General features: G+C 66.3%; 24 protein-coding genes and 1 pseudogene. 10 read left to right on the plus strand and 15 right to left on the minus strand.

The features are described 5' to 3' along the window. Positions 1 to 99: 99 nt before the first annotated feature. Together ICN82_RS03120 and ICN82_RS03125 are read left to right on the plus strand one after the other, a co-directional pair. On the plus strand, positions 100 to 747 hold the full coding sequence (locus ICN82_RS03120; protein WP_193179505.1) for a TetR family transcriptional regulator C-terminal domain-containing protein: 648 nt from the start codon (positions 100 to 102) through the stop codon (positions 745 to 747). 58 nt (positions 748 to 805) lie between these two features. After that, positions 806 to 2,005 carry a pyridoxal phosphate-dependent aminotransferase gene (locus ICN82_RS03125; RefSeq protein ID WP_193179507.1) on the plus strand — a complete coding sequence of 400 codons (1,200 nt, stop codon included), beginning with the start codon at positions 806 to 808 and terminating at the stop codon, positions 2,003 to 2,005. A 62-nt stretch (positions 2,006 to 2,067) separates the two neighbouring features. Here the strand turns inward: ICN82_RS03125 and ICN82_RS03130 are convergent, their stop codons facing one another. The 9 genes from ICN82_RS03130 to ICN82_RS03170 all read right to left on the minus strand — a co-directional run bounded on the left by ICN82_RS03130 (position 2,068) and on the right by ICN82_RS03170 (position 11,399). Beyond that, positions 2,068 to 2,826: a class II aldolase/adducin family protein gene (locus ICN82_RS03130; RefSeq protein ID WP_193179509.1), complete on the minus strand. Its 759-nt coding sequence runs from the start codon at positions 2,824 to 2,826 to the stop codon at positions 2,068 to 2,070. A 17-nt stretch (positions 2,827 to 2,843) separates the two neighbouring features. Next, positions 2,844 to 3,800 (minus strand): NAD(P)-dependent oxidoreductase, encoded by a 957-nt coding sequence (locus ICN82_RS03135; protein ID WP_193179512.1) that lies wholly within the window; start codon positions 3,798 to 3,800, stop codon positions 2,844 to 2,846. Between the two features lie 80 nt (positions 3,801 to 3,880). Continuing rightward, positions 3,881 to 4,798, minus strand: coding sequence for an ABC transporter substrate-binding protein (locus ICN82_RS03140; protein WP_193179514.1), 918 nt, complete (start codon positions 4,796 to 4,798; stop codon positions 3,881 to 3,883). Between the two features lie 10 nt (positions 4,799 to 4,808). Continuing rightward, positions 4,809 to 5,792 (minus strand): FecCD family ABC transporter permease, encoded by a 984-nt coding sequence (locus tag ICN82_RS03145; protein WP_193179516.1) that lies wholly within the window; start codon positions 5,790 to 5,792, stop codon positions 4,809 to 4,811. Next, positions 5,789 to 6,793: a FecCD family ABC transporter permease gene (locus ICN82_RS03150; RefSeq protein ID WP_193179518.1), complete on the minus strand. Its 1,005-nt coding sequence runs from the start codon at positions 6,791 to 6,793 to the stop codon at positions 5,789 to 5,791. Before ICN82_RS03150 ends, ICN82_RS03145 begins: the two co-directional genes overlap by 4 nt. Next, positions 6,786 to 7,565: an ABC transporter ATP-binding protein gene (locus ICN82_RS03155; RefSeq protein ID WP_193179520.1), complete on the minus strand. Its 780-nt coding sequence runs from the start codon at positions 7,563 to 7,565 to the stop codon at positions 6,786 to 6,788. The genes ICN82_RS03150 and ICN82_RS03155 overlap by 8 nt, the downstream gene beginning before the upstream one ends. Beyond that, the gene (locus ICN82_RS03160; protein ID WP_193179522.1) at positions 7,565 to 9,874 is read right to left on the minus strand and encodes a TonB-dependent siderophore receptor; all 2,310 of its coding nucleotides are present in this window, start codon (positions 9,872 to 9,874) and stop codon (positions 7,565 to 7,567) included. Before ICN82_RS03160 ends, ICN82_RS03155 begins: the two co-directional genes overlap by 1 nt. A gap of 158 nt (positions 9,875 to 10,032) precedes the next feature. Beyond that, on the minus strand, positions 10,033 to 10,902 hold the full coding sequence (locus ICN82_RS03165) for a FecR family protein (protein ID WP_193179524.1): 870 nt from the start codon (positions 10,900 to 10,902) through the stop codon (positions 10,033 to 10,035). Next, a complete protein-coding gene (locus ICN82_RS03170) occupies positions 10,899 to 11,399 on the minus strand; it encodes an RNA polymerase sigma factor (protein WP_193179526.1) in 501 nt (166 codons plus the stop codon). The genes ICN82_RS03165 and ICN82_RS03170 overlap by 4 nt, the downstream gene beginning before the upstream one ends. Before the next feature lie 51 nt (positions 11,400 to 11,450). Between ICN82_RS03170 and ICN82_RS21685 the strand changes: the two genes are divergently transcribed. Beyond that, entirely contained in the window at positions 11,451 to 11,825 is a 375-nt protein-coding gene (locus ICN82_RS21685; protein WP_407943743.1) for a helix-turn-helix domain-containing protein, read from the plus strand. Between the two features lie 2 nt (positions 11,826 to 11,827). On the opposite strand, the pseudogene ICN82_RS03180 reads toward ICN82_RS21685, so the two are convergent. Next, positions 11,828 to 12,310: pseudogene (locus ICN82_RS03180) on the minus strand (transposase); the annotation flags it as partial. A 167-nt stretch (positions 12,311 to 12,477) separates the two neighbouring features. Here ICN82_RS03180 and ICN82_RS21690 point away from each other — a divergent pair. Both ICN82_RS21690 and ICN82_RS03190 read left to right on the plus strand, forming a co-directional pair. After that, positions 12,478 to 12,825, plus strand: coding sequence for a multicopper oxidase domain-containing protein (locus ICN82_RS21690; protein WP_193179540.1), 348 nt, complete (start codon positions 12,478 to 12,480; stop codon positions 12,823 to 12,825). A gap of 26 nt (positions 12,826 to 12,851) precedes the next feature. After that, positions 12,852 to 13,625 (plus strand): cupredoxin domain-containing protein, encoded by a 774-nt coding sequence (locus ICN82_RS03190; RefSeq protein WP_193179542.1) that lies wholly within the window; start codon positions 12,852 to 12,854, stop codon positions 13,623 to 13,625. A gap of 162 nt (positions 13,626 to 13,787) precedes the next feature. Here the strand turns inward: ICN82_RS03190 and ICN82_RS03195 are convergent, their stop codons facing one another. Next, entirely contained in the window at positions 13,788 to 14,603 is an 816-nt protein-coding gene (locus ICN82_RS03195; RefSeq protein WP_193179544.1) for a DUF3500 domain-containing protein, read from the minus strand. Positions 14,604 to 14,695: 92 nt separating this feature from the next. On the opposite strand from ICN82_RS03195, the gene mqo reads away from it, so the two are divergent. The 5 genes from mqo to ICN82_RS03220 all read left to right on the plus strand — a co-directional run bounded on the left by mqo (position 14,696) and on the right by ICN82_RS03220 (position 21,223). Next, on the plus strand, positions 14,696 to 16,390 hold the full coding sequence (gene mqo / locus ICN82_RS03200; RefSeq protein WP_193179546.1) for a malate dehydrogenase (quinone): 1,695 nt from the start codon (positions 14,696 to 14,698) through the stop codon (positions 16,388 to 16,390). 625 nt (positions 16,391 to 17,015) lie between these two features. Continuing rightward, a complete protein-coding gene (locus ICN82_RS03205; RefSeq protein WP_226898252.1) occupies positions 17,016 to 18,353 on the plus strand; it encodes a tyrosine-type recombinase/integrase in 1,338 nt (445 codons plus the stop codon). Next, positions 18,343 to 18,909 carry a hypothetical protein gene (locus ICN82_RS03210; protein WP_193179548.1) on the plus strand — a complete coding sequence of 189 codons (567 nt, stop codon included), beginning with the start codon at positions 18,343 to 18,345 and terminating at the stop codon, positions 18,907 to 18,909. The genes ICN82_RS03205 and ICN82_RS03210 overlap by 11 nt, the downstream gene beginning before the upstream one ends. A 74-nt stretch (positions 18,910 to 18,983) precedes the next feature. Next, positions 18,984 to 19,166: a helix-turn-helix transcriptional regulator gene (locus ICN82_RS03215; RefSeq protein ID WP_226898253.1), complete on the plus strand. Its 183-nt coding sequence runs from the start codon at positions 18,984 to 18,986 to the stop codon at positions 19,164 to 19,166. 119 nt (positions 19,167 to 19,285) lie between these two features. Further along, positions 19,286 to 21,223 carry a hypothetical protein gene (locus ICN82_RS03220; RefSeq protein WP_193179552.1) on the plus strand — a complete coding sequence of 646 codons (1,938 nt, stop codon included), beginning with the start codon at positions 19,286 to 19,288 and terminating at the stop codon, positions 21,221 to 21,223. A gap of 215 nt (positions 21,224 to 21,438) precedes the next feature. On the opposite strand, the gene ICN82_RS03225 is transcribed toward ICN82_RS03220, so the two are convergent. The 4 genes from ICN82_RS03225 to ICN82_RS03240 all read right to left on the minus strand — a co-directional run bounded on the left by ICN82_RS03225 (position 21,439) and on the right by ICN82_RS03240 (position 24,024). Continuing rightward, the gene (locus ICN82_RS03225) at positions 21,439 to 22,092 is read right to left on the minus strand and encodes a DUF6338 family protein (RefSeq protein ID WP_193179554.1); all 654 of its coding nucleotides are present in this window, start codon (positions 22,090 to 22,092) and stop codon (positions 21,439 to 21,441) included. 75 nt (positions 22,093 to 22,167) lie between these two features. Beyond that, the gene (locus ICN82_RS03230; protein WP_193179555.1) at positions 22,168 to 22,710 is read right to left on the minus strand and encodes a hypothetical protein; all 543 of its coding nucleotides are present in this window, start codon (positions 22,708 to 22,710) and stop codon (positions 22,168 to 22,170) included. Positions 22,711 to 22,723: 13 nt separating this feature from the next. Continuing rightward, the gene (locus ICN82_RS03235; protein WP_193179558.1) at positions 22,724 to 23,716 is read right to left on the minus strand and encodes a relaxase/mobilization nuclease domain-containing protein; all 993 of its coding nucleotides are present in this window, start codon (positions 23,714 to 23,716) and stop codon (positions 22,724 to 22,726) included. Then, a complete protein-coding gene (locus ICN82_RS03240) occupies positions 23,713 to 24,024 on the minus strand; it encodes a hypothetical protein (RefSeq protein ID WP_193179559.1) in 312 nt (103 codons plus the stop codon). Before ICN82_RS03240 ends, ICN82_RS03235 begins: the two co-directional genes overlap by 4 nt.

Consider the following 24,024-nt stretch of genomic DNA (forward strand, 5'->3'; position numbering starts at 1 on the left):
TCCGGTCGGCACTGCTCGGAAAATGAACACGCAGGACTCGATAGCTGCCGTGCCAGCCCCGGAAGCTGAGCCCCGCCATCACATGCAGGAGGAAGCCAGGTGACACGGCGCAGCTACCAACGCCTGGGTGAGGACGCCCGGCGCAACGCCCTGCTCGAGGCGACACTTGATTGCCTGGCCGAAGATGGGATGGGCGGTGCCAGCGTGCGAAAGATCGCCGAGCGCGCCGGCGTTTCGGCCGGCCTGATCCGCCATTACTTTTCATCCAAGGACGAGATGATTCACGAAGCCTATGCCTATCTGATGGGCCAGCTGACCGGCGCCGCAGCGGATTCGGCCCATGCCGCCTCCGAGGGCGCCAGCCAGGCACTGGCTCATTTCATCGCCGCGAATGTGATGCAGCCCAACCTCTCGTCCAGGAAGGTCTCGCTCTGGGCGACCTTCATCGGCCGCGTGCGCGCAGGCGCGCGCTACGCCGAGATCCACCGCGACAGCTACCGCGAGTTCCTCGACCTGCTCGAAGCGCTGATTCACCCCGTTCTGGTGCAGCACGGCCGGCCTGCCGCTCCCGCGGCCTGCCATGGCCATGCCATCGCGCTGAACGGGTTGATCGACGGCCTCTGGCTGGAAGGCTCGCTGGGTCACGGCCTCTATGACCCGGCCCGGCTCCCCGTCATCGCGCTGACCGCTGCCGAAGGCATCCTGCGCCTGCCCGACGGCACGCTGGTGCGCGCCATCGCTCCCTGACCACCAGCGCCGCCCAGGCCGGATCGGCGCGAAAGACCTCGAACAACAAGGACACCCCATGCGTTATGCAGCGATCACCCGCAGGCTGAAGGATCTGGGCGGCGACAAATGGGCGGTGCACAATGCCGCCCGCGCCCGCATCGATCGCGGCGAGGAGATCATCGAACTGACGATCGGCGAACCCGACATCCCCACCGATCCTGCCCTGATCGAGATCTGCGCCCGGTCGATGCGCGACGGTCGCACCCGCTATTCCAACGGCCGCGGCGAAGCGGGGCTGGTCCGGGCGCTGGTACGCACCTACGCACCCCGGCTGCCGGACATCGGTCCCGAGAACGTCCTGTGTTTCCCCGGCACCCAGACCGCGCTCTTTGCCGTGATGCTGGCCCTGGTCGAGGAAGGGGACGGCGTGCTGATCGGTGATCCCTACTACGCGACCTACGACGGAGTGGTCGAGGCGACCGGAGCCCATGTGCAGCCCGTTGCCCTGAAGATGGCGCATGGCTTCGTTCCGCAACCCGCCGACCTGCTGGCCGCCATCACGCCGGAAAGCCGCGTTCTGCTGCTGAACACGCCGCACAATCCCAGCGGTTCGGTCATCGACCGCGAGACCATGCAGGCCATCGGCGAAATCGCTATTGCCCACGATCTCTGGATCGTCTGCGACGAGGTTTACGAATCCCTGATCTTCCACGGCGAGTTCTGCTCTCCGCTGGCGTTCGAGGCGCTGCGCGAGCGCACCATCATTGTCTCGTCGATCTCGAAAAGCCATGCCGCGACGGGCTTCCGCAGCGGCTGGGCCGTGGGCCCGGCCGAGGCGATGCGCTTGGTGCTTCCGGTCTCGGAAACGATGCTTTTCGGCAACCAGCCCTTCATCGCGGACATGACCGAAGCGGCTCTGACAGGCGACTTCGACACCGCCGCCCGGCTTTGCGCCTCGCTGTCACGGCGGGCCGCGGCCTGCCAGGCGCGTTTCGACGCGGCGCCGGGGCTGTCGTCCTTCCCGCCGCAGGGCGGCATGTTCATGATGGTCGATGTCTCGGCCACCGGCCTGGGCGGCGAGGCTTTCGCCTGGCGCCTGCTGGAAGAGGAAGCCGTGGCCGTCATGCCGGGCGACAGCTTCGGGACCGAAGCCGCGCACCTGATCCGCCTCGGCCTGACCTTGCCCGATGACGAACTGGCCGAGGCCGTGCGGCGCATCGCAGCGCTGGCCGAACGCCTGTGTGCGGTCCGCGCCGAGGCCGTCACCCCCGCCTGACCGCGAAAAAGGCCGGAGCATCCCGCACCGGCCCTTTTCACATTTTGCCAAGACGGAAGGGATCAGTCGCGGTAATCCGGAGCGATCCGCTCCAGCAGCCGCAGATGCGCGGCCCATTCCAGTGCGATGTCGTCGTCTTCGCCCATCGGGCTTTCGTATTGCGTCGCGACATGAGCCGCCACGTCTGCAGGCACGGTGCGCAGAGGCTGGCCCATGGACAGAGTCGCCACCTGGATCTCGCAGGCACGCTCCATATAGAACATGGTGTTGAACATCGACGCCGCCGTCGCCCCGGTGGCCAGCAGCCCGTGGTTGCGCAGCACCAGCACCGGCTTGCCGCCGAGGCTGGCCACGATGCGCTCGCGCTCGCCCAGGTCCAGCGCAATGCCTTCGTAATCGTGGTAGGCGATCCGGCCGTGGAACTGCAGGGCGATCTGGTTCAGCGGCAGGAGCCCTTCCTCTAGCGTCGATACAGCCACGCCCGCGCGCGTGTGCGTGTGCATGATCCATGCGGCGTCATGGCTGGCGCGGTGGATGGCGGAATGGATGGTGAAGCCCGCCGGATTCACCGGATGAGGGCTGTCGCCGACCTTGTTGCCGTCCACATCGATCTTGACCAGCGAAGAGGCGGTGATCTCTTCCCAGGACCGGCCATAGGGGTTGATCAGGAAATGCCCGTCCTCGCCCGGAACGCGGGCAGTGATATGCGTATAGATCAGGTCGGTGAACCGGAAATGCCAGGCCAGCCGGTAGCAGGCGGCCAGCTCCTGGCGGACCTGCCATTCCTCGGCGCTCATGCCTGCGGGAGAATTGGGCGTCATTGCGCTCTCCTTCTGGATCAGTAGCCGCGCGCGCGCTCGACGCCGAGGCTGAGAGGGATGCAGTCCCGCAGTTCGCGCACGGTCGACAGGATTTGCGCGGCCACGACCGAAGGGATGGAATCGCTGGCGATATGGGGCGTGATGCGTAGACGGCCGTCCCGCCACCAGGGATGATCGGCGGGCAGCGGCTCCTTGCGGAAGACATCCAGCGTGGCGCCGGCCAGCTGTCCGCTGTCGAGGGCGGACAGCAGGTCCGCCTCGTTCAGGTGCTCGCCCCGCCCGATCTGCACCAGCCAGCCCCCGCGGGCCATGGCCGCGAACAGGGCGGCGTCCAGCACGTTTTCGGTGGCGGGCGTCAGCGGCAGGATGTTGATGACAAACCGCGCGCCGGTTACTGCTTCGATGATGCCCTCCGGGCCGGTGCAGTAGGTGACGCCGTCGATCGGATCCGCGGGCGTGCTGCGGCAGGCGACCCGCAGGCCGAAGCCGAGCGCGCGCAGCGCCTTCGTCACCGCAGCCCCCATGGTGCCGTTGCCCAGCACGGCGATCGTGGTGGCCTCGGGCGCATGCATCGGCAGCGGCGCCCAGCGGGCCTGCGCGGCCGAACCCGCAAGCTCGGCAAAGCCGCGCGACACATGCAGCACCTCGTACGCAGCGTAGCCCGCCATCAGCGCCGCCTGATGTGGGTCGCGCACCCGGGCGATGGCAACGCCTTCTGCCAAGCCGGGATTGCCGAGCAGATCGTTCACCCCCGCCCCGATGGACATTGCCAGCTCGAGGTTCGGATAAGCTGCAAGGCACTTTGCCTCGGGCAGCCAGCAGACCGCGAAGCGCACCCGGGCAGGATCGTCGATCTGCTCCGGTCGCAGGACCGCTATGTCCGGGTCCGCCCGCTCGAGTTCCGCGCCGTACAGGGATTGGAGGTCGAGCGTGGGGCTGAGATACACACCGAGAATCTGGTCAGAACCGGACATGGAGCGTCCTTCGTTGGAGTAGCTTCCCGCCTTTGTTATACGTTCGTATAGTTATCTGCAAGCATACGGAGCCGCGTTCCCTACGGGCGGCAGTGTTCCGGCAGCGCGTCGGGGAGGCTGTCCAGGAGCCGGGCCGCGCCGGTCAGGCTCGCGGGGTAGAAGGTTTCGCGCGGCAGCGCGATCACGCGGCTGCCGCGGCCTTCGAGAAAGGCGAGATACCCCGGCGCCACGGTGTCGAAGGCCTGTCGCGCGCTTTCCGCGGTTTCGCCGCGGCTGGCGAGAAAGGTGGTGAACAGGACGTCCGGCGCGATCGCTCCGGCGACCTCCGGGCTGAGCGCGGCGCGGTCCCTGCCCTCCGGCACCATCTCCAGCGCCGGCGAGGGCGCGAGGCCCGCCAGCCCCGCCGCGACCTCGACCGCCCCGTAGTGCCGCGCGAGGTCCAGCGTGCCGTCCCGCGCCGAGGCGTTCGCCAGCGCCCAGCTGCAGCCCCGGGATGGCAGCGCCAGCGCCTCCAGTTCCCCCAGCTTCGCCTCGAACAGCGTGCCGCGCCCCAGCCATTCCGCCACGCGCCGGTAGCGGTCCATCGGCGCCTCGTCGGTCTCGGGATCGAACAGCAGCACAGGCGCGATGGCGGCCAGCTGATCGCGCTGCGCCGCCACGTCGCCGAGGTTGCCGAGGATCAGATCGGGGTTCAGCGCCGCGATGCGCTCGGCGTCGATCTGCCCGTGCACCGACGCGAGCGGCACCTCGTCTTCGCCGAGACCGAAGAGATCGGAGGCGCCGCGCATGAACCGGGTGCCGTCCGCGGCGACGCGGTAGCTGCTCCCGGCCAGGGGCACGCCCAGTTCGTGCAGCATCACCGTCAGGGACCAGTCGTGCAGCGACACGACCCGCTGCGGATCACCGGGCACGGCGACGCGGTGCCCGGCGTCGTCGGTGACCTCCCGGGCAGCGGCTGGGGCGGCAAGGCAGAGGAACAGGGCGAGCCATCGGAACATGGGAAACCTTTCAGGCGGCAGGGCCGCGCTGGGAGAGGCGCGCGGCGAAGACGAAGACGAGGAAGCCGCCGACCGAGGTTGCGATGCCCGCGGGCACCGCCACCGGCGGCATCAGGCTGCGCCCGGCGGTGTCGGCCGCCAAGAGGACGCAGCTTCCGGTCAGCATGGCGCCGGGCAGGACGACGGTCATGCGTCCGCCGGTCAGGCGGCGGGCGACGTGGCCCGCGATCAGGCCCAGGAAAGAGACCGGCCCGCAGACCGCCACCACCGGCGCGGCCAGAGCCGCCGCCAGCAGCACCAGCACCGGCAGCAACAGCCGGGTTTCGATCCCGAGCGAGCGGGCGGTGTCGTCGCCCAGCAGGAGCGGGTCCAGCCAGCGCCCCGAAAGGAGCGCGAGCGGCAGCAGCACCGCCGCCCAGGCGGCCAGAAGCGCAAGATCCGCTGCCGACACGCCCGCGAGCGAGCCCCGCGACCAGACCGCGAGCCGCGCGTATTGCGCCATGCCGCCGCTGGTCATGATCAGCTCGGTGACGCTGCCCAGAAGCAGGTTGACGGCGATCCCGACCAGGATCAGCCCGCCCCCCGCGAGGCTGCGCCGCGCCGCCAGAAGAACCGCCGCCGCCGTGGCCATGGCGCCGAAGAGTCCCGCGGGCACCAGCGCGGCCCGGGGCAGATCGAACAGCGCGGCACCCGCGAGGATTGCCAGCACCCCGCCCTGCGACACGCCGAGCAGCCCCGGATCGGCCAGACCGTTGCGCGCCACCACCTGCAGCAGCAGGCCAGAGGCCGAGATCATCGCGCCGGCCAGAAGGGCCGCGCCGATGCGCGGCAGGCGCAGCGCCTCCAGCCGCGCGGCCACCGGGTCCGCCGAGGCTCCGGGCCAGAGCGCGTCCAGCCGCTCTGCCGCGCTCGCCTCGGTCAGCCCCTGTCCCAGCGCCCACCAGACCAGGGCGGCGCAGGCGGCGGGGGCCAGGATAAGCAGGACACGCCTCATTCCAGGCCCCTCCGGCCCAGCCGCAGCAACAGCGCCAGGAACGCTGCGCCGCCGATCAGCCCCATGACGGTGCCGGTGATCATCACCTGCGGCGCCATCAGGCAGCGCGCCAGGATGTCGGCCAGGATCAGCATCGCAGGCCCCAGCAGGAGACAGCCGGCAAGCGGCGCGGGTCCGGCTTCGCCCAGCAGCAGCCGCGCCATGTGCGGCACCACCAGGCCGAGAAACCCGATCGGCCCCACCGTCGCCACCGCCGCCACGGCCAGCACCACGGCCAGCGCAACCGTCATCCAGGTGACCGCGCCCGCGGCCAGGCCCAGGGCCCGCGCGGTGTCGTCGCCGGCCGCCAGCAGGTCGGTGGTCCGCGACAGCGCCAGAAGCCCGGCGGCCGCCGCCGCGGCCGGGCCTGCCGTCAGGGGCAGCGCGCGGCTGTCCTGCAGCCCGATGTCGCCGACGAGCCAGCGCATCAGCCCGTCGAAAGCCTGCGGGTCGAGCGAGACGAGGAAGGTCGTCAGCGCGCCGCAGAGCATCGACACCATGGAGCCCGCCAGCACGAGATCCAGCCGCGGATCGCCCTGTCCAGCGATCAGCCGCGACAACGCCAGCGTCGCCATGAGCGCGGTACCGGCGCCCGCCGTGGCGGGCAAAAGCAGGCTGCCGCCCCGGAGCGCCAGGAAGAACTGGCCCGCCACGACCGCCAGCGCGGCGCCGCCGCTGATGCCGAGCGTCGAGGGGGACACTAGCGGGTTGCGCAGGACTTTCTGCAGCGCGAAGCCCGCCACCGCCAGCGCTGCCCCGGCGAAGGCCGCCACTTCAAGCCGCGGCAGGCGCTGCCGCAGCACGACTGTCTCCAGAAAGCCGTCCGAGGGGGCGGCCAGGGCCGACAGAACGGTGCCGGGCGGGATCCATACCGCGCCGAAGCTCTGATGCACCGCCGCAAGCCCGACGCAGAGAACCGCAAGCAGCGCGAGGGTGAACGGGTGCCGCGCCGGATCAGTCACGAGGCACCGGGAAGATCGCGGGCCCGTCCCGCAGCAGCCGCGCGGAGACGCCGAAGACCCGCGCCAGGGCGGCGGCGTCCAGCACCTGAGCCGCCGGGCCGATGCCGTCGAGCCGCCCCTCGTGCAGCACCGCCAGCCGGTCGGCATAGAGCGAGGCCAGCGAGAAATCGTGCAGCACCGCGACCACCGCCCGTCCTTCTGCGGCGGCCCTCCGGGCCCGGCCGAGCAATCCGAACTGGTGGCGCAGGTCGAGATAGGTCGTCGGCTCGTCCAGAAGCAGGACGTCGCCGCCCTGCGCCAGGGTCATCGCCATGCGCGCCCGCTGCGCCTGTCCGCCCGAGAGCGTGTTCACCGGCCGGCCGGCCAGTGCGGCAACCTCGGCATCCTCCATCGCCTGCGCCACCGCGGCGCGATCGGCGGCGCTGGCCCGGCGCAGCCAGCCCTGGTGCGGAAACCGGCCCATCGCCACCAGGTCGCGCACCCGGATCGCTCCCGGCGCACCGCCTTGCTGCGACAGCAGCGCCACCCGCCGGGCATAGGCACGGCGGCTCAGCCGGGCCGCATTTTCGCCGCAGATGAGGACCCGGCCCGCGACAGGCTGCAGCAGCCCCGCCATCAGCCGCAAGAGCGTGCTCTTGCCGCTGCCGTTCGGGCCGACCAGCGCCAGCACCTCGCCGCGCCGGACCGAGAGAGAGATATCCTCCAGGAGCCTGCCGCGCCCGTAGCCGAAGCTCAGCCGCTCCAGGATCACAGGGCAGCCGCGCGCCGCCATCAGAAGCTGTAGGTCAGCTTGGCGGTCACCGTCCGCGGCGCGCCTGCATAGTTTTCGGTGCGCCCGACCGGCGAGACGATGTAGTCGATATCGGTCAGGTTGCGCACCATCACCTGCAGGCCGAGATTGTCGCGCATCTGCCATTCCACGGAGACGTCGAGGCGGGTGTAGACGTCGACGTCATAGCTGTTGTCGAGATCGCCCTCGCGCTTGCCGGCATGGAAGATGCCCGCGCCGAAGCTCCAGCCGTCCCAGCCCGCGGCTTGCGGCGCGTAGGTCGCCCAGAGGCTTCCGCTCACCTCCGGCACGCCCGGGAGCCGGTTGCCGACCTCGTAATCCTCGTCCTCGGTGATTTCGGCGTCCATCAGCCCCAGCGACCCGTGCAGGCGCCAGGCTTCGCCGAGCGCGCCGGTGACCTCGGCCTCGATGCCGTGGACCCGCTGTTCGCCGGTGACCACCGACCAGTCGGCATCGGGCGCATCCGGGTCCGAGGTCGCCACGTTGGATTTCGTGATCTGGAAGGCGGAGAGCGTGGCCGAAACCGTCTCGGCGGCATATTTCACGCCGATCTCGTACTGCTCGCCCTGCTCCGGATCGAGAGGCGCGCCGGATTTGTCCACGCCCGACTGCGGCAGGAAGCTCTGTGACCAGCTGCCATAGAACGACAGGTCCGGGCGCGGCTGATAGACGAGGCCGAGCCGCCCGGTCCAGGCGGAATCACCGTTGTCGGGAACCTCGGATCCGACCTTCACGTCGCGGGTGATGTCGTAATCGTCGAAGCGGACCCCGGCGAGCAGCTTCCATTGCGCCGACAGATCCATCTGGTCCTGCAGGTAGGCCGATCTGCGGGTCACGGTTTCCACATAGTCGTTGCGGGTGCCGCCAGTCGCCACCTGTTCGGCGCCGTACTCGGGATCGGAAATGTCGATCGGGTCGATATTGGCGCGCGCGTTGCGGAAATCCATCTCGGACCAGCCGTACTGAACCCCGCCCAGCAGGGTGTGACCGACGGCACCCGTCTGCAGTTGCGCCTCCGCCTCCAGCCGGATGTCGAGATTCTGCTGGTCCTCGACCCGGTCCGTCCAGCGCCGGTTCAGCGTGGTGCCGTCATCCTCCAGCCCGCGCAGGTCGATGCCCTGATCCTCGGTGCGGGCGGTCTCGTAGGCGACATGGCTGCGCAGGGTCAGCTCCGGCGCGGCGACCGTCTCCGAATCGAAGGTCACGCGGGTCTTCTCGCTGTAGATCATCGACCAGTCCTCGCCGAGCCAGAGCGTGTGGTCGGCCAGCACCTCGTTGTCGGCGCCGACGGTCAGGCCGCGGTCAAAGGGCAGTTCCTGATGGGTGTAGTCCGCACCGAAGCGAAGTGTGGTCGCATCGGTCGCGTCCCATTCCAGTAACGCCGAGGCGAATTGCCGCTCGCTGTCGGGCCGCTCGGTCTGGAACCCTCCGTCTTCGGTCAGGGCGCCGGTGACGCGGGCACGCAGACGCCCTGCCTCGTCGAGCTTGCCGGTCGCGGTGCCCTCGACCCGGCGGAAGCCGTAGCTTCCTGCCGAGACGCTGACCTCGCCGCCCGGCTCGGCCGCGGCGCCTCGGGTGACCACGTTGATCATGCCGCCCGGCTCGCCCTGCCCGTAGAGCACCGCCTCGGGTCCCTTCAGTACCTCGACCCTTTCGACATTGGCGAAATCGAGAAAGACCTCGGGGCGGTCCTGCGCCGCCGATAGGGTGCTGCCGTCGATGGCATAGGCGGAGGCGGTGAAGCCGCGCAGGAGAAACGTGTCGCCGCGGTTGCCGGACGTCGAATTCTGCTGCGCGTTCGGCACCGTTTCGATGGCCTGCGTCAGCGACTGGACCTGCCGGTCCTCGACCTCCTCGCGGCCGACGACGTTCACGCTTTGCGGCAGATCCTGAAGCGGCGTGTCGGTGCGGGTGGAAGACCGGCTGCGGACCGGGTTGTAGTTCCCGACCACGTCGGCGGACCTGCGCAGGATGATCGAATCGAGCAGGATCACGCCGCCCTCCGTCTGGGTGCCAGCACGCCGGAGCGCGACGGCGCCGGAGGAGGTCGTCTGCCAGCTGAGCCCGGTCCCGGCCAGAAGCTGGGCCAGCGCCTCCCCGACCGAAGCCGCCGAATCCGCGCCGGGCGTCGACATCCCGGCCACCAAGTCCGCAGGCGCGATCACGCTGACCCCGGCCTGCCGGCCGAGATCGGCCAGCGCCGCCGAAAGCGGTCCGCCCGGGATGGAGAATCTCTGCTGCGCCGCCGCCGCGCCTGCCGCAACGATGAAAGCCGCCGCAAGGGCTGCCATGCGTGTCCGTCCTGTCGTCATGAGATGCTCTTCCCGTACCAAATCACTCGTTCATGCCACTCGGAAACAAGGACGGCGGCGGCGCGGAAATCCGCACCCCCTAGATGACTTTTTTGTCATTTACCTTCCGGGCGACAGGCCGGGTGTCAGGCCAGTTGTCAGGCCGAAAGCAGCACCAGCCAGGGCGTCACGTCCCGCCTGGTCAGCGAAAGTCCCGCGACAAGGCCGTCGAGCCCCTGTTCGGGACGGTCGGTCGGATAGCTGCCGCTGACCCGCACCGCGCCCAGCCCGCCCAGAAGCTGCACATGACCCGCCCGGTAGCGGTTCAGATCTTCGACCACGGCGCGCAGCGGCCGGTCCTCGAACACCGCCCGGCCTTCCGTCCAGGCGAGGGCTTCGGCGAGATCGCTGTCGCGCACCTGCGGCATCTCGCCGGGCAGGACCAGGGCCTCCTGCCCCGCAGCCAGAACCAGCTGCGGGCCCGCATCCGGCTGCAGTCGGCATCGCCCGCCGATGACGGAAACCTCGCCGCCGCGGCCGCTCCGGTGCAGCGATACCCTCCCCTGCGCGATAAGCCGGCACCCCGGCAGCTCGGCCTCTACCGGCTCCGGGCAGCGGATCTCGGCACGTCCCGAGATCAGGCGCAGGGCGGCGCCTTCGGGCAGTTCCGCGCGGCTGCCTGCATCGAGAAGGAGCGTCCCAGCCGGCAGGTCTGCCGCAATCCGGGCGCCGCGTCCGCTCTGCAGCACCGGCGTCCCGTCCGGGAGCGAAAGGGCGGCCGCCGTGGCGACCACGGCCGTAGCGCCCCCCGCGGCCAGCATCTGCCGCCTCGACAGCTTTCGCGGCGCAGGCAGCGGCAGCGCCGCCAGCTCCGGTTCCCGCGGCAGTTCCTCCAGAAGCACCGACAGCTGCGCGAAGACCTGCCGGTTGCCGGGCTGGGCGATCCAGCGCGCGAATTCGGGCGACGCCTGCCGCTCTGCCGCGGAGCGCAGCAGCCAGCGCGCCGCCTGATCCTCGCGGCGGCTCATCGGACCTGATCCGGAAACACCTGGCGGCGGCAGGAGATCAGCGCCTTGCGCAAGAGTTTCTCGACCCCGCTGCGGGAGATGCCCATGCGCCGCCCCACCTCGTCCATCGGCAGCCCGTGCACCCTGTAGAGCAGCAGCGCCTCGCGCTGGCGCGGCGGCAGGGCGCCAACTGTCTCGGCCAGGATGCCGAGGCGGCGGCGGCTGTCGAGCCGGGCGTCCTCGCCGGCGTCGGGGGCTGCGATATCTTCCGTCAGGGCCTCGGTCCGGCCGCGCGACCGCGCGCGGAAGAGATCCAGGACCATGTTCTCCGCCGCCCGGAACAGATAGGCGCGCGGCCGTTCCACTGGCTTTTCCGGCAGCCGGTCCAGGCGGATCCAGAGATCGTGCAGCAAATCCTCCGCATCCGGAACCGCGCCGGTGCGCCTCGCCAGGTGCCGCAGCAGATCCGGATAGCATTCGATCATTGTCGTGGTCAGTGGATTGGTCTCGGCGCTCACAGATCCGTCCCTGATTGGCATGGAGATACGGAGCTGAGCAAGGCCTGGCAGGTGCAGTACGTATCCGCGCCCCGCCGCCACGGCAACGCAAAACGCTGCCGACTCCGCCCGGTCCCATGTGCTGACTCAGACAGGACAGGGGATAGCTTGGCCTCGGCTGCAGTCCTCACGATCAAACCGGCCAGCCCGATCCCTCCGACGTTGCGGAGAAAGCCTTGCCGCCCCCGTTCCGGAACCAGTTCCCCGATCCGTTCGCTCGAAATCCTCGAGCTTCTCGCAGAGAATGGCCCTCTGGGGCATACGGCGATTTCCGGACACCTTGAGATCCCCAAGAGCACCGCGACGGCTCTGCGGAAGGACCTGCGGTCCGCAGGATACGTGCTGCGGGACGAGGACCGCAAATTCACCCTGTCCCCAGGGTGCTGAGGCTAGGGAACGGTTTTCTGGCGCACCGGTAGCGGCTGGTGGCGCTGCTCGACCAGCTGCGTGATGCAACCAGAGAAACCGCGTTCCTGTTCGAAAAGCACGGCGACATGCGCGTCGTCCTGGGGCGGCGCATGGTGCGCGAGGGCCTCAGCTTCACCGTGCCGCTCGGCGGCGTCGCACCGCTTGCCGGAACTGCGGGCGGCCAAACGCTGCCCCGTCCTGGCGACGTGCTTATGAATGCGAACGGGTCGCCGGAGGCCATGGAGACCGGAGCTGCGGGCATGCATTTCGCACCTTTCGCCTCCGCTGCTACGGGCCCGTGGCGTCGGTCCGAGCCACGCCGCTAACGGGCGTCCGGAGCGGAACAGCGTCCCGCCCGGGACCGCCGCTGCAATGGCGATGGCGCCGGCCGTGATCGGCCCGATGCCCGGATTGGTGCCCAGGCGGCGGCTGATCTCGTTGGTCCGGTGCCAGGCATTGATCCGGCGTTCCAGCCCGTCGGTCTCGGTTCCGAGGCGGCATAGCTGGCCGGGAATGGCATCAAGGGCGGCACGTGCTGTTCCCGGCACTTCATCCCCGGCGTTGTTCAGGGCGGAAATCACGGAGCCGACACCTCCGGCCCCTTGGCGGCAATGATGCCAAGCTCGGCGCAATGGCCACCGAAAGCTACACCACGTCCGGGGACGTCACCCGCGTGCACCGAGGCGAAGAGTTCCGCAGGCGGCTCCGCAATGCACTTGACGAAGAGACAAATTTCCACTGGCACGGGCTGGCGGTTCCCACTGAGGCGGACGGAGAGCCCAAGCCCCCCCTGTTGCCCGGCCGGAGCTGCGAAATCTCATTTCCCATACGTCAGCGCGCCGGATCTAACTGGCATCATCCTCATCCGCATGGCGCGACGGCGGTCCATGGCTGGAACGGGCTTGGGGGCGCTTCGTCATCGAGGACGAAGAAGAAGACGCACTGGGCTTGCCATCGGGCAGAGACGGAGTTTTCCTGATCCAGCGCGACATTCAGCGGAACGGAATGCAGCGTCTGCTCTATCCCGGAAACCCGGACCGGTCTGAAGGTCCCCCGCCCCTGGTCAACGGGGTGGTCTATCCGCGGATGACGGTCGGCTGCCGACAGATCCGGCTACGGGTGCTCAACGGCGCCAATGCACGGGTTTTCCGGCTTTCGGCCGACGCCCCGCTGACCGTGATCTGCAATGACGGTGGACTGTTGGAGGCGGCGGCGGCAATCGACGTGATTCAGATGGGCCCGGCAGGGCGTGCAGATCTTATCCCTGACCTGCGCGGGCACAGGCCTGGCGATGTGGTGACGCTCAGCGACCCGGATTTTGCCGAACCGCAGCGGCTGATTGATCTGGAGGACGGCCCTACCGATGGGTGGGAAATCCCGCAGCATCTCTCGCCTATCGCGCCGCTGCAGCACAAGCTGGCCGAACCTGACCGGAATTTCACCTTCGAGGGCCAGCAGACGATCAACGGTCTGCGCTTCGGTCCCCGTCGGCTCGGCGTGCACGAAGATGATGGCATGGCCAGATTCCATTTCGGCCTGCCCGGGCGCATTCACCGCGATCGGCGTCAGCAGCTGCGCGGCCCCGTCGATGCTGACCCGGACGCCGCCAGGAGCTCGGCCGCGAAGACCTGCATGTCCTGCTGCGACAGGCGGCCGTTGCCGTCGAGCTCCAGCGCCGCGAAGATTTCCGCTCCTTCGAGATCGGACGGGATGACGCGGAACTCCGCCGCCACGCCCTGGGGACCGAGCGTCAGGCTGACCTGCTGCTCGGTAGAGTGATGCCGGTGCGCAGATGCGGGAGGAGCCGACAGGCACAGGGAAAGCGAAAGGCGCATCGAGGTCATTCCGATAGCCGGGCGCGGCCGTAATCGTTGGCCGGATCCCGGTACATGTCATGGGCGCGATCGTGCGGCCCGCGGCGGTCCTCCGGTGAATATTCGATCACCAGATCCGGTGCGGTGATCCGGCAGTAGGCGGCGCCGGGCTAATCCCGGGGCCCCACCATCCGAACCGGGTCTCCTCCAGCCCGGCCCGCACCTGCGCCATCTTCGCCGCCGCGTCGTCGGCTTTGAACAAGCCGACACGCTGCGCGATCCGCCCGGTCAGCAGGCCGCGCTGCTCCTCGGACAGTTGCGTCGCACGGATGCCCTCCCGGGCCGGCGTCGCGCCGTCCTGCCCCGGACCCAGGGCAGGCACGATGCGGCGGCCGGACCGCACCGCCTGCGCCTTCTGCTTCCCGTTCAGGCTGTCGATCAGGGCCTGCGCCGCGGCGAGCGCCGCCCCGGTGATGAAGATCGGATCGCCTTCGAAGGTGATGGCCAGCGGCTCGCCGCCAGTCAGCATCGGCGCAAAGCTGATGCCGGGCCCGAAGACCGTCGCATTGATCGCCAGGTGATGGCCCCCGAACTGCATCATCCACGGTGCATCCGCCGCGGGCTCGCCGAGGAAGGACACGAAGGAGCAGTCGGCGCCGATCATCGGCTTGCGGGCGCGCTGCGAAGCCTCGGCAACGACCTCGTCGTCCGAGCGCAGCTGTCCCTGGATATTGCGGAAGCCGTCCTCGCCAATCAACTCCTGCAGGAGCACGGCCAGCTGCGGCGCGGTGCATTTCCGCCGCTCGCGGATCATCCGCGACGGCGCGACCGGGTCGCTGTCGCTGGTTAAAGAGATGCTGCGCCGGAGAAGCGGCCCGAGTTCGACGTCCGCACCGTCTTTGCCATTGCCGCCACAGGCGAGACGTGACCCCGGGTCCCGCAAGCCCTCCCTGTATCCAATTGCATGCCGTTGACATCGCGTGCGGGCTTCCTTAGGGGGCCGCCGCAGGGAGGACAGCGAAACGAAGATCTCCCATGATGAACTCCCCCCGCCATGACACCGGACCCGCCCCGACACCGCGCCGCGGCCTGACCCGCCGCCGGCTCCTCGGATCGGCGATGGCCGCCGGCGCCGTTTCCGCCGTGACCCCGATCCGCGGCATGGCCCAGGCGACGTCGCGCAGGGTCGACGTGCTCTTGATCGGCGGCGGCATCATGAGCGCGACGCTTGGCGTCTTCCTCAAGGAGCTGGAGCCGGACTGGGACATCGAGCTGATCGAGCGGCTCGACAGCGTCGCCGAGGAAAGCTCCAACGGCTGGAACAATGCCGGCACCGGCCATTCGGCGCTCTGCGAGCTGAATTACACTCCCGAGACCGACACCGGCGACATCGACATCACCAAGGCGCTGGCGATCAACGAGCAGTGGCAGATCACCCGCCAGTTCCTCGCGCACCAGGTGCGCCGCGGCGTGCTGGAGAACCCGCGCAGTTTCCTCAACTCGACCCCGCACATGAGCTTCGTCTGGGGCGACGAGAACATCGAATACCTGCGCAAGCGCTTCGCCGCGCTGCAGAAGAGCCCCCTCTTCGCCGGGATGGAATTCTCCGAGGATCACGACGAGATCAAGGCGTGGACCCCGCTGATGATGCAGGGTCCCAACATGCAGGAGAAGGTCGCCGCCACCTGGTCGCCGCTCGGCACCGATGCGAACTGGGGCGAGGTCACCCGCCAGTACGCGGCCCATCTCGATGCGATGGACGGCTTCGCCACCACCACCGGCCGCGAGGTCACCTCGCTGGAGCGGATGGCGGACGGCGGCTGGCGCGTGTTCCACGAGCCCACCGGCGGCGGCCGCGAGGAAGCCGTCGAGGCGAAATTCGTCTTCATAGGCGCAGGCGGCGCGGCACTGCCGCTCTTGCAGGACACGGGCATCCCCGAGGCGGAGGCCTATGCCGGCTTCCCCGTCGGCGGCGCCTTCCTGATCTGCGAGAACCCGGATGTCGTCGGCCGCCACGCGGTCAAGGCCTATGGCAAGGCCGCGTCCGGCAACCCGCCGATGTCGGTGCCGCATCTCGACCGCCGCTTCCTCGACGGCAAGGAGACGCTGCTGTTCGGGCCCTTCGCGACCTTCTCCACCAAGTTCCTGAAGCACGGCTCGCTGTGGGATCTGCCCGCCTCGATGACGGTGCACAACGTCTTCCCGATGATGCAGGTGGGGATCCACCAGTTCGAGCTGGTCGAATACCTGGCCGGGCAGCTGATGCAGTCGGACGAGGACCGCATGGAGCAGCTACGCGCCTATGTGCCGGACGCGAAGGACGGGGACTGGCGGTTCTGGAAGGCCGGGCAGCGGGTGCAGATCATCAAGAACACCGAGGACGGCGGCCAGCTGAAGCTCGGCACCGAGATCGTCGCCTCCGCGGACCGGTCCGTCGCTGCGCTGCTGGGCGCCTCGCCGGGGGCCTCGACCGCGGCGCCGATCATGCTCGACCTGATGCGGCAAGTGTTCCCCGAAAAGGTCGCGGGCGCGTGGGCGGCGAAGCTGCGGGAGATCGTCCCGAGCTACGGCACCAAGCTCAACGACGATCCGGACGCGCTGGAACGCGAATGGGCGCAAACGGCGGAGGCGCTGCAGCTGGCCATTCCCTCGCCGCGCATCGACCGCTCGCTGATCGGCGGCACCGGCGCCACCGGCACGGCGGAGCACGTGCCCGACATCGCTCTCTGAGCGGCAGATGCCGGAGACTGCCGACACCTTCGCCCCCGGCTGGATCAGCCGGGGGAACGGGAAAGGGATATGTGCCGCTGGATGCATGCCCGGAATGCACGCGCTCCCTTCTGACCCATGGCGAGCGCAGCGGGAACTTGCAGACAGCCAATCTCAGCGCCCTGGTAAAGACACGACATTGACCGCCCCCGGACCGAAGGTCCGCCGCCGCTTCCTGACCGTGATACGCAAGATCCACCGTCGAGCGCCTGATAGCCTACTTCCGGATACAGACCCCCGCCATCGGCGTGCCGTCCGGGTGGCGCGGTCTTGACGAATGCCGCAGCGGGACGGCGTTCGAGATGCGGCCCCGGCGCCGTGCCACCGGGCGTGTGTTCGATGTACGAGCCGTCCATCGTATCTAAGTATGTCCGGGAAAAGGGGAACTCTGGCTGTTAGCTGATTTGTGCAACAGCGCCTGATGACCCCCCTAAAAAAGCGCGGTTCTGGCGGAGACGAAGTCCGCCATCCGCATGTGAAACCCAATGAAGCCAAGTGCAATAACCCCCTTGAAAGCATAGCATTATAAGATTTCTCTTGTGCATCGCCGTGCAGCTACATACTTTGCAATGAAAGGATTTATGGCATGCAGGATGTCATGCGAGGATTGGGCGGAGATTTTATGCCGAAGGTTGCAAAGGAAATGTCCGCACTCGCCGTTAAAAGGGCGGCGCATCCTGGCGGCACTCCGCGGCATGTGACTTTTGCCGCTGGTGGAGTGCCGGGCTTGCTCTTGCAGATCACAGCGACCGGTGCAAAGTCATGGCTATTGAAAACAGTCATTGGCGGGACGCGACGAAATATCGGCCTCGGTCCGTATCCGGCGGTATCACTTGCCGACGCCCGCGACCGAGCAAGAGAGACTAGAGATAAAATCCGCAATGGCATTGATCCCATCGAGGAGCGCAAAGCTGTCAAGGCTGCGCTCTCCACCGCCCAGCGTCGCGGCCTGACCTTTGCGGATGCAATGGACAAATGCCTCGCTGCGAAACTAGAGCAATTCAAGAATCCGAAACACCGCCAACAATGGCGCAACACTCTTACTACCTATGCGTTGCCACACCTCGGGCCGATACTGGTGCAGGACATTGCCGTTCAAGACGTACTGCGGGTGCTGGAGCCGATCTGGTACGACAAGACCGAGACTGCATCGCGCCTTCGCGGGCGAATCGAAACCGTGCTGTCTTGGGCAACGGTAGCCGGGCATCGCACGGGCGACAATCCGGCGCGATGGGCCGGGAATCTCAAGGAGCTGCTACCCGCCGCAACTAGGGTGAAAAAGAAAGACAATCAGCCCGCTGTCCAGCTTAAAGACAATCAGCCCGCTGTCCAGCTTGACGACGCCCGCCGGTGGTTTGCCGCCCTTCGCCGTCGTGACGGCATGGGAAGCCGAGCGCTTGAGTTTGCGACCCTCTGCGCGTCGCGCTCGCAGGAAGTGAATGGCGCACGCTGGGATGAGATCGACATGGAGAAGGGACTTTGGATCATTCCGGCGGAGCGGATGAAGAGGGAACGCGAACACCGTGTGCCCATGCCGCCTCAAGCGCTAAACCTGCTGAAAACGCTGCCGCGTTTCCTGAACAATCCGCTGGTCTTCCCTGCGCCTGCTGGCGAAGAAATGTCCGATTCAACTATGAGAGCCGCCATGAAGCGGCTGCACGAGGCTGATGTGACGGCGGGCAGATCAGGTTTTGTGGATCGGGTGAGTAAGCGCCCTGCCGTGCCGCATGGGCTGCGCTCAACTTTCCGCGACTGGGTGGCCGAGCGGACGAACTATCCCAGCGAAATGGCCGAGGTGGCGCTCGCGCACAAGATTTCAAGTTCTGTTGAGGCCGCTTATCGGCGCGGTGACATGGTGGAAAAACGTCGCAGGATGATGGCTGACTGGTCGGATTTTTTGAGAGGTCGAGGAAATGACGTTTGACGAAGCTGTTAGTGCAGCATTGGAATTCATTTTAGCGACTGAGCTTACAAGCGAACCTGATCGGCTTGCATCATTAGCGCTGCATTTTGCCCGGATCGGTGACAATAATTCGCTCGATGTAATGGTGACGGCATCGAGAGATCAGCGATTAGCATATGATGCCCTGTCGATTGCATCGGCGCAGTTATTGATCGAAGAGGGTTCCTTGCCGTATCCCCTAGCTGAGTTTGTTGCGCATGCGCTGACAGCCCCAGCCTCACGTCCAGTAACCCCAGAGAAATTTCGGAAGGAGTGGCCAGGCGGTACGGTCGAACGCGACATCATGGTTTTTGATGCGGTGAAAATGCTTTGCGCCTCTGGATTGAAAGCCTCCCGAAATGAATCATCTCCGCCCCTCAGTGCTTGCGATGCCGTTGCAAGCGCAGGCAAGTTGTCAGGAAAATGTCCGGGGACGTATTCTGCGATTTGGAAGATCTATTCTGACGTCAATAAACGCGAGAAAAACGGTGTCTCTCAGCGACTTCCGCTGGCAATCCACAGGTTGGCACTATCATAGAAGTGATAGAGCTTATGACGGGCTGATAGATGTGTGAATAATGGGGTGCATCACAATGAAATGGGATGCACATCATGGTTTATCTGAGCGACAAACAGCTTGCCGACCGCTTCGCAGTTTCGCGGCGCACGATCTGGAACTGGTTTGATGCAGGGCATTTTCCGGCGCCTGTTCGGCTGAGCCGGTCGGTCACGCGCTGGCGGCTGGCGGATGTCGAAGCTTTCGAGAATGAACGTATCGCGGCAAGCGCTGCGTGAAGAAAACGAATGCCCACCATTCCTGGCGGGCCTGAAGCAACTTGCGGGCGCTTCGTCGTTTTCTTTTCCACAATCCAAAGATAGCAGGCGAGCGCCCGTCGATCAATCGGGATCGGCACATGACAGAAACTTCTGCACACACACACACGCCCTTCGATCTGGCTGCGGCCTCGGTGGAGATTTCTTCTTCGGGGATTGGGGGCACAGGGGCGCAGCCCCATCGGGACGCCGGGACGGCGGCACCTGAAGCACTTGCGCGCGTCCGCCAGGGCGATAGCCCTAGCGGCTCTAATGCTCTGTCTGCCCTCAACGTCGCGGCGCGGCGGCTGGCACCGGATCAAGGCTTTGAAAGGGCCGAAGGCCCCCATGGGGTCCGTTCTGTAATAACGGACCCCTTTTTGCGGCAGCAGCCAGCCGCAGGCTCTGCCGCAAAAAGTGCAAATGCCCAAGAAAGTTCTGCGGAGCAAGGACTTGATGGGCATGCGCGTCCGAACACGAAAGAAGAAAGCCAGCTTGAACAAGCCTCTCAAACCGAAGACAGCCCCCCCTCCGACGGCGGCGGTGCCGCAAAAGGGGGTGCGGAGTCGGATGCTCCCACGCTGGCCGATGCCCCCAAAAGGAGCGCACCAGGGCGCAAGTCTCGGGCGAAGAAAACGACCGATCGTATGGAGGCGTTCGCAGCGCGGTTCTTCTTCGACTATCTGAGCGTGACGGTTGCGAACGAGATCAACGGAACCGGCGAGAAGCCTGGCTTGACTGAGGCCCCCACCAATCAGGAAGGCTTCAACAAACTAGCGCGCGGTCCAGTGCTTCGTCCAGAATGGGCTGCGGCGGAGGTGCATGAGGGCAAGGCCCTCAATTCGCTGCTTCGGTTCGTGGTCACTTCTGGCCTCTACAAACGTGCGGAGGGGGAGGGGCGCCAGGGCTACAAGCTCGGGTTTCAATTCGGAGCACACCCGACACAGGGCAAGCCCTATGTCACGGTTCGGGGCGGTCACGCCCGAAACATGCCGAGTATGGAGATCAGCGGAGGCAATGGCGAGTGCGCCCGGATCGCGCCGTTGGTCCGCAAGCACCTCGGCCCGCAGCTTGTGAGCCGCGCGGATGTGAGCATTGATATTGACCAGCCGGGCTTGTTCGAGAAACTTCATGACTACATGATTGCGCGCAGCCCTGACCTGAAGGTGCATCCGCCGGAAGTCGAGGGCGACAAGGAAGGCGGCAGGACGCTGTACTGGTTGCGATATCTTGGTCTCAAGCGTAATGGCCGCAAGCGGTATCGCAAGCGCGGAGTCTGGCTCAGGGTCTACCAGAAGGACAAGGAGCGGTTGGCCCGGGAAATGATCGCGCCCGAAGATGTGCGCCCTCATCTGGTGCGGATCGAATTTGTGTTTATCCAAGACGAACGCAAGGGCAAGACGCGGCTGGCGCTCATGACTCCACAAGAGATGATCGCTGATCATCAACGTTCGCGCGAGATGGTCGAGTGGCTGGCCATTGAATGCGAGGGACTGGCCAAGGAGGAAGCGGTGATGGGGTTGACCAAGGTGTCTGCGCCCGCATGCGACAAGACGGCGGAGGAGCGCGCAATCACGGGCATCGGCCAATACAAAGCTACGTTCATTGATGCCGCCATCGAGCGGATTGTGGACCGCGATTTCGGCAGCGACTGGTCGGCGGCTGAGGTTGCACCGCGTGACGTGCGCAAGGAAGTAGCGCGACTGGTGTTGCGAGAGCTCGCGTTCACGGGGGCGGTTGAGAACAGGGTCCTCTGGCACGGCTTGGACCAGATTCGTACCGATGCCGGAAAAGCGGAGAGGTTGCGTGACCAAATGAATAGCTTCCTCAGCCGCCAGAAGGTGGCTCACGAGGCGGCAAGCAAGCAGATGGCTGCGGCGTATGCAGTCGCGTCTGATGGTGACCATCGGCAGCTGAATGAGCTGCGATCCGAGATCGTCTGGGACCATGCGGTCCTGTCGGCACGTCGTGGAGAGATGCCGCCGACGTTGGCCGCACTCGACCGCGCCATGGAAAGGACGCTGAGAGGTCTAATTTAGCTAGGAAGGAGTGAATGATCTTGCTGCTTCAGCTCGCTATCGAGACCTTCTTCGGGTGTCTCGATAGCGAGCTCGCGAAGTGGCTATCGCAAAGATCGTATTGCCAGACGAGAACCTACTTCTTGCCGCCAGAAGGACGTGTCGGCGTGGGCGGCGGCGGGCGTGAAGTTACCTGTGAGGATGCAACATTCTGTCCGCCCTTCTGAATGCTGCCATCATTGATTATGATTTTCTTCTCGGACATCGCTGTAGCCTTCTTCTCTGTAGGGAAATTCTAACCAAATATTGTTCTTGGGGCGTGAAACATAAAGGAACGGGGGGCGGGATATTTCAGTCCCTTCCTCATCATACACGATCACCCCGGCGAGCAAAAGTTCGCGAAAATCTTCAGTCTCGGAGTAAGTGTTGACCCAGCCTGCAAAAATGAAGCCGTTGTCAAGATCGCGAACGTGGACATACTCAACGTTCGCCTGATCAGAGTTGAGCGTGTAGCTCCAAACATCTTCGTCACCGTAGCGACGAGTTGCGCCAATTTTGTGAAGGAACTTCACCAGAAGGCGAAACTTAACAATCCACAGCCAGATAACCGAAAGCACAAAGGCCAGCGGAATGGACCATGCGATTTCATCTTTCAACTGAAAGAAGTCGACCTTTTCAGGATTGTTGGCCAAGTCTTGATATCCAAAGGGTTTTCCGAACGCAGTATAAATCAGGAAGAGCGTGGCGTAGGTCGCCATGCCGAACATAAATGCCCTAATTAAAAGCGTGGTCTGCTGAGGCTTGAGCCCCGCGCCATACTTGGCGTCAATGTTTGCCCAGATGATACCGGGCATGAAAATTAGCGCCAACTGCGCTAGAGCAAAATCCACTGATGCCTCTCAAACTACTTATGTCGAAGACGGTAACCCGGGCGCCTTTCATTGTCACGTCACAGTAGGAAGCATTTACTCGGGCATGCGCAGGATCCCGGCGAGGGCTTGAGAGCCGCTGATCGCCATGGCGTCGGCCTCCGGCGCGGTGACAATCTCCGACAGGCGGCGCACGATCTGACGTGCGGTGCTGGCGATGCGCTCCGGGGTGCGGCTTGCGATGCCGTCAAGCTCCCCGATCGTAATGCCGATCCCATAGCCGTCTGCATGCACGATCCAAGACGCCGCGCGGATCAGGGCCAGCTTGTCGAGTTCGCCCCACGCGGCGCTTGCGGCGCTCGCCTGATCGCTCCTGAGCCTCTCCGGGATGTTGATCGCCGGGGATAGCGGCTTGCGCTGCGCGTTTAGTACTGCAAGCTCGCAATGCCGCTCGGACTCGCGGAACGGCTGCGCGATGATCTCACGCCGCAGGTGCTCAAGCGCGTCCGCGTTGTGGCGGCTGTCCTGCTCGGGCTGCTCGCCGGCCGAGGCGCTGGAATGGTTGATGACGGGCGACGGCTCGTCGTTATGTGTGATGATCGCGCCGAATGGATCGGCGGGGTTGGTCTGGTCGTTCATGACGCTTCCTTTCTCACATGCCCGGGCCGTGCAGGCCTGGGCGCTTCTTCTTCCGTGACCCGGCCCGCCGGGTCGCTCCGATAAGCCTGCCGCGTGGGGCGGCGGTCTTGGTGATGGCTCCGACAATCTCGCTGGTGATCTCGGCACCGATCCTCGCCACGTCTTTCATTTGCTGACCCGCCTTCGGCTTCTTGCGGCGCTTGCCGTGAGGTTTGGCCAAGGTGAGGGCCTTGCCCGTCGCCCTAGCCGAAACCGGTTTGCCGGTTTGTTCGGGGCCAAGGCGCGAGCGGAGGCGGGCGAGAGTCGCACTGCGGCCAACCCGCCCGGCTGCGATGCGCTGCCCGCCCGGCCCGATCAAGACGGCCCCGGCGGGCCGGTTGCACTGCTTGACGGTCTCAAGCCGCCACCCGTCACGCTTGAGGCCGCGCCGCAAGTCCCCCCAATTTTGGGAGGTCAAGAGCGTCTGCTTAACGCTCTCTGGTACCCGGTGCTGCCGGGGGTCGATGCTACCGCGTGGCCCCTTCATGCGCTCACCAGAGAGCGGAGAGGGGGCATGTCGGCCCGGCGTGACGGTGAGGCCGCGCCGGGTCTCGATGTCGCGCAATGCGGCCTTAGCGCGGGCGTAGCTGTTGCTGTCGCTGACCGCCTTGCCGTCCGGGCCGACTCGATTTGCCACGATATGCATGTGGTGATGCTCGCGGTCGCGATGCCGGACAATCATCGCTTGATTGCGCTCAAGCCCGAGGCGGCGCAACACCTCGGCGGCATCGTCGCACATCTGCGCGTTGCCCGGCTCGCCGTCCGCCGGGTCATAGCTGACGGTGATGTGCATGACCGGGCTTTGCGTTCGCCGGGAGACGCTAGCGGCAACCTGCATCTCCGATGCTGCCGCCTCCGGGGCGTCGGACGCGAGGTTGCGCATATCCAGCACCTCGCCCCGCCCGCCATCCGTGAGGTAGCGGGCGAGGCCGCCGAAGTCCTTGCCTTTGACGATCTTCGCGATCATGGCACCAGCGCGGCGCTAACGCTGCTGGGCAAGACCACTTGCGGGATGATCTCGCCGCCAAGTTCGACCACAGACAGCATAAAATCCATCCGGTCCTTCATCGTGGCGAAGGTCACGCACACCTGCTGTTCCTGCCCGCTCATCTGGGCAACGGCGGGCCGAGTCTCCTGAGCGTGGTCCCGGAGGTTGCGGACGGCGGTGCTACTGAAATGCGCGACCATGACTTCGTCCGTATCATGATAGTGAGAGCTAGCAATTTGCGCGATGTGATGCGGATCGGCGGTGACCCAGTATTCAATGGTGTGCAT

The organism is Mangrovicoccus algicola (assembly GCF_014903745.1).
In the GTDB taxonomy this organism is placed as follows: Bacteria; Pseudomonadota; Alphaproteobacteria; order Rhodobacterales; family Rhodobacteraceae; genus Mangrovicoccus; species Mangrovicoccus algicola.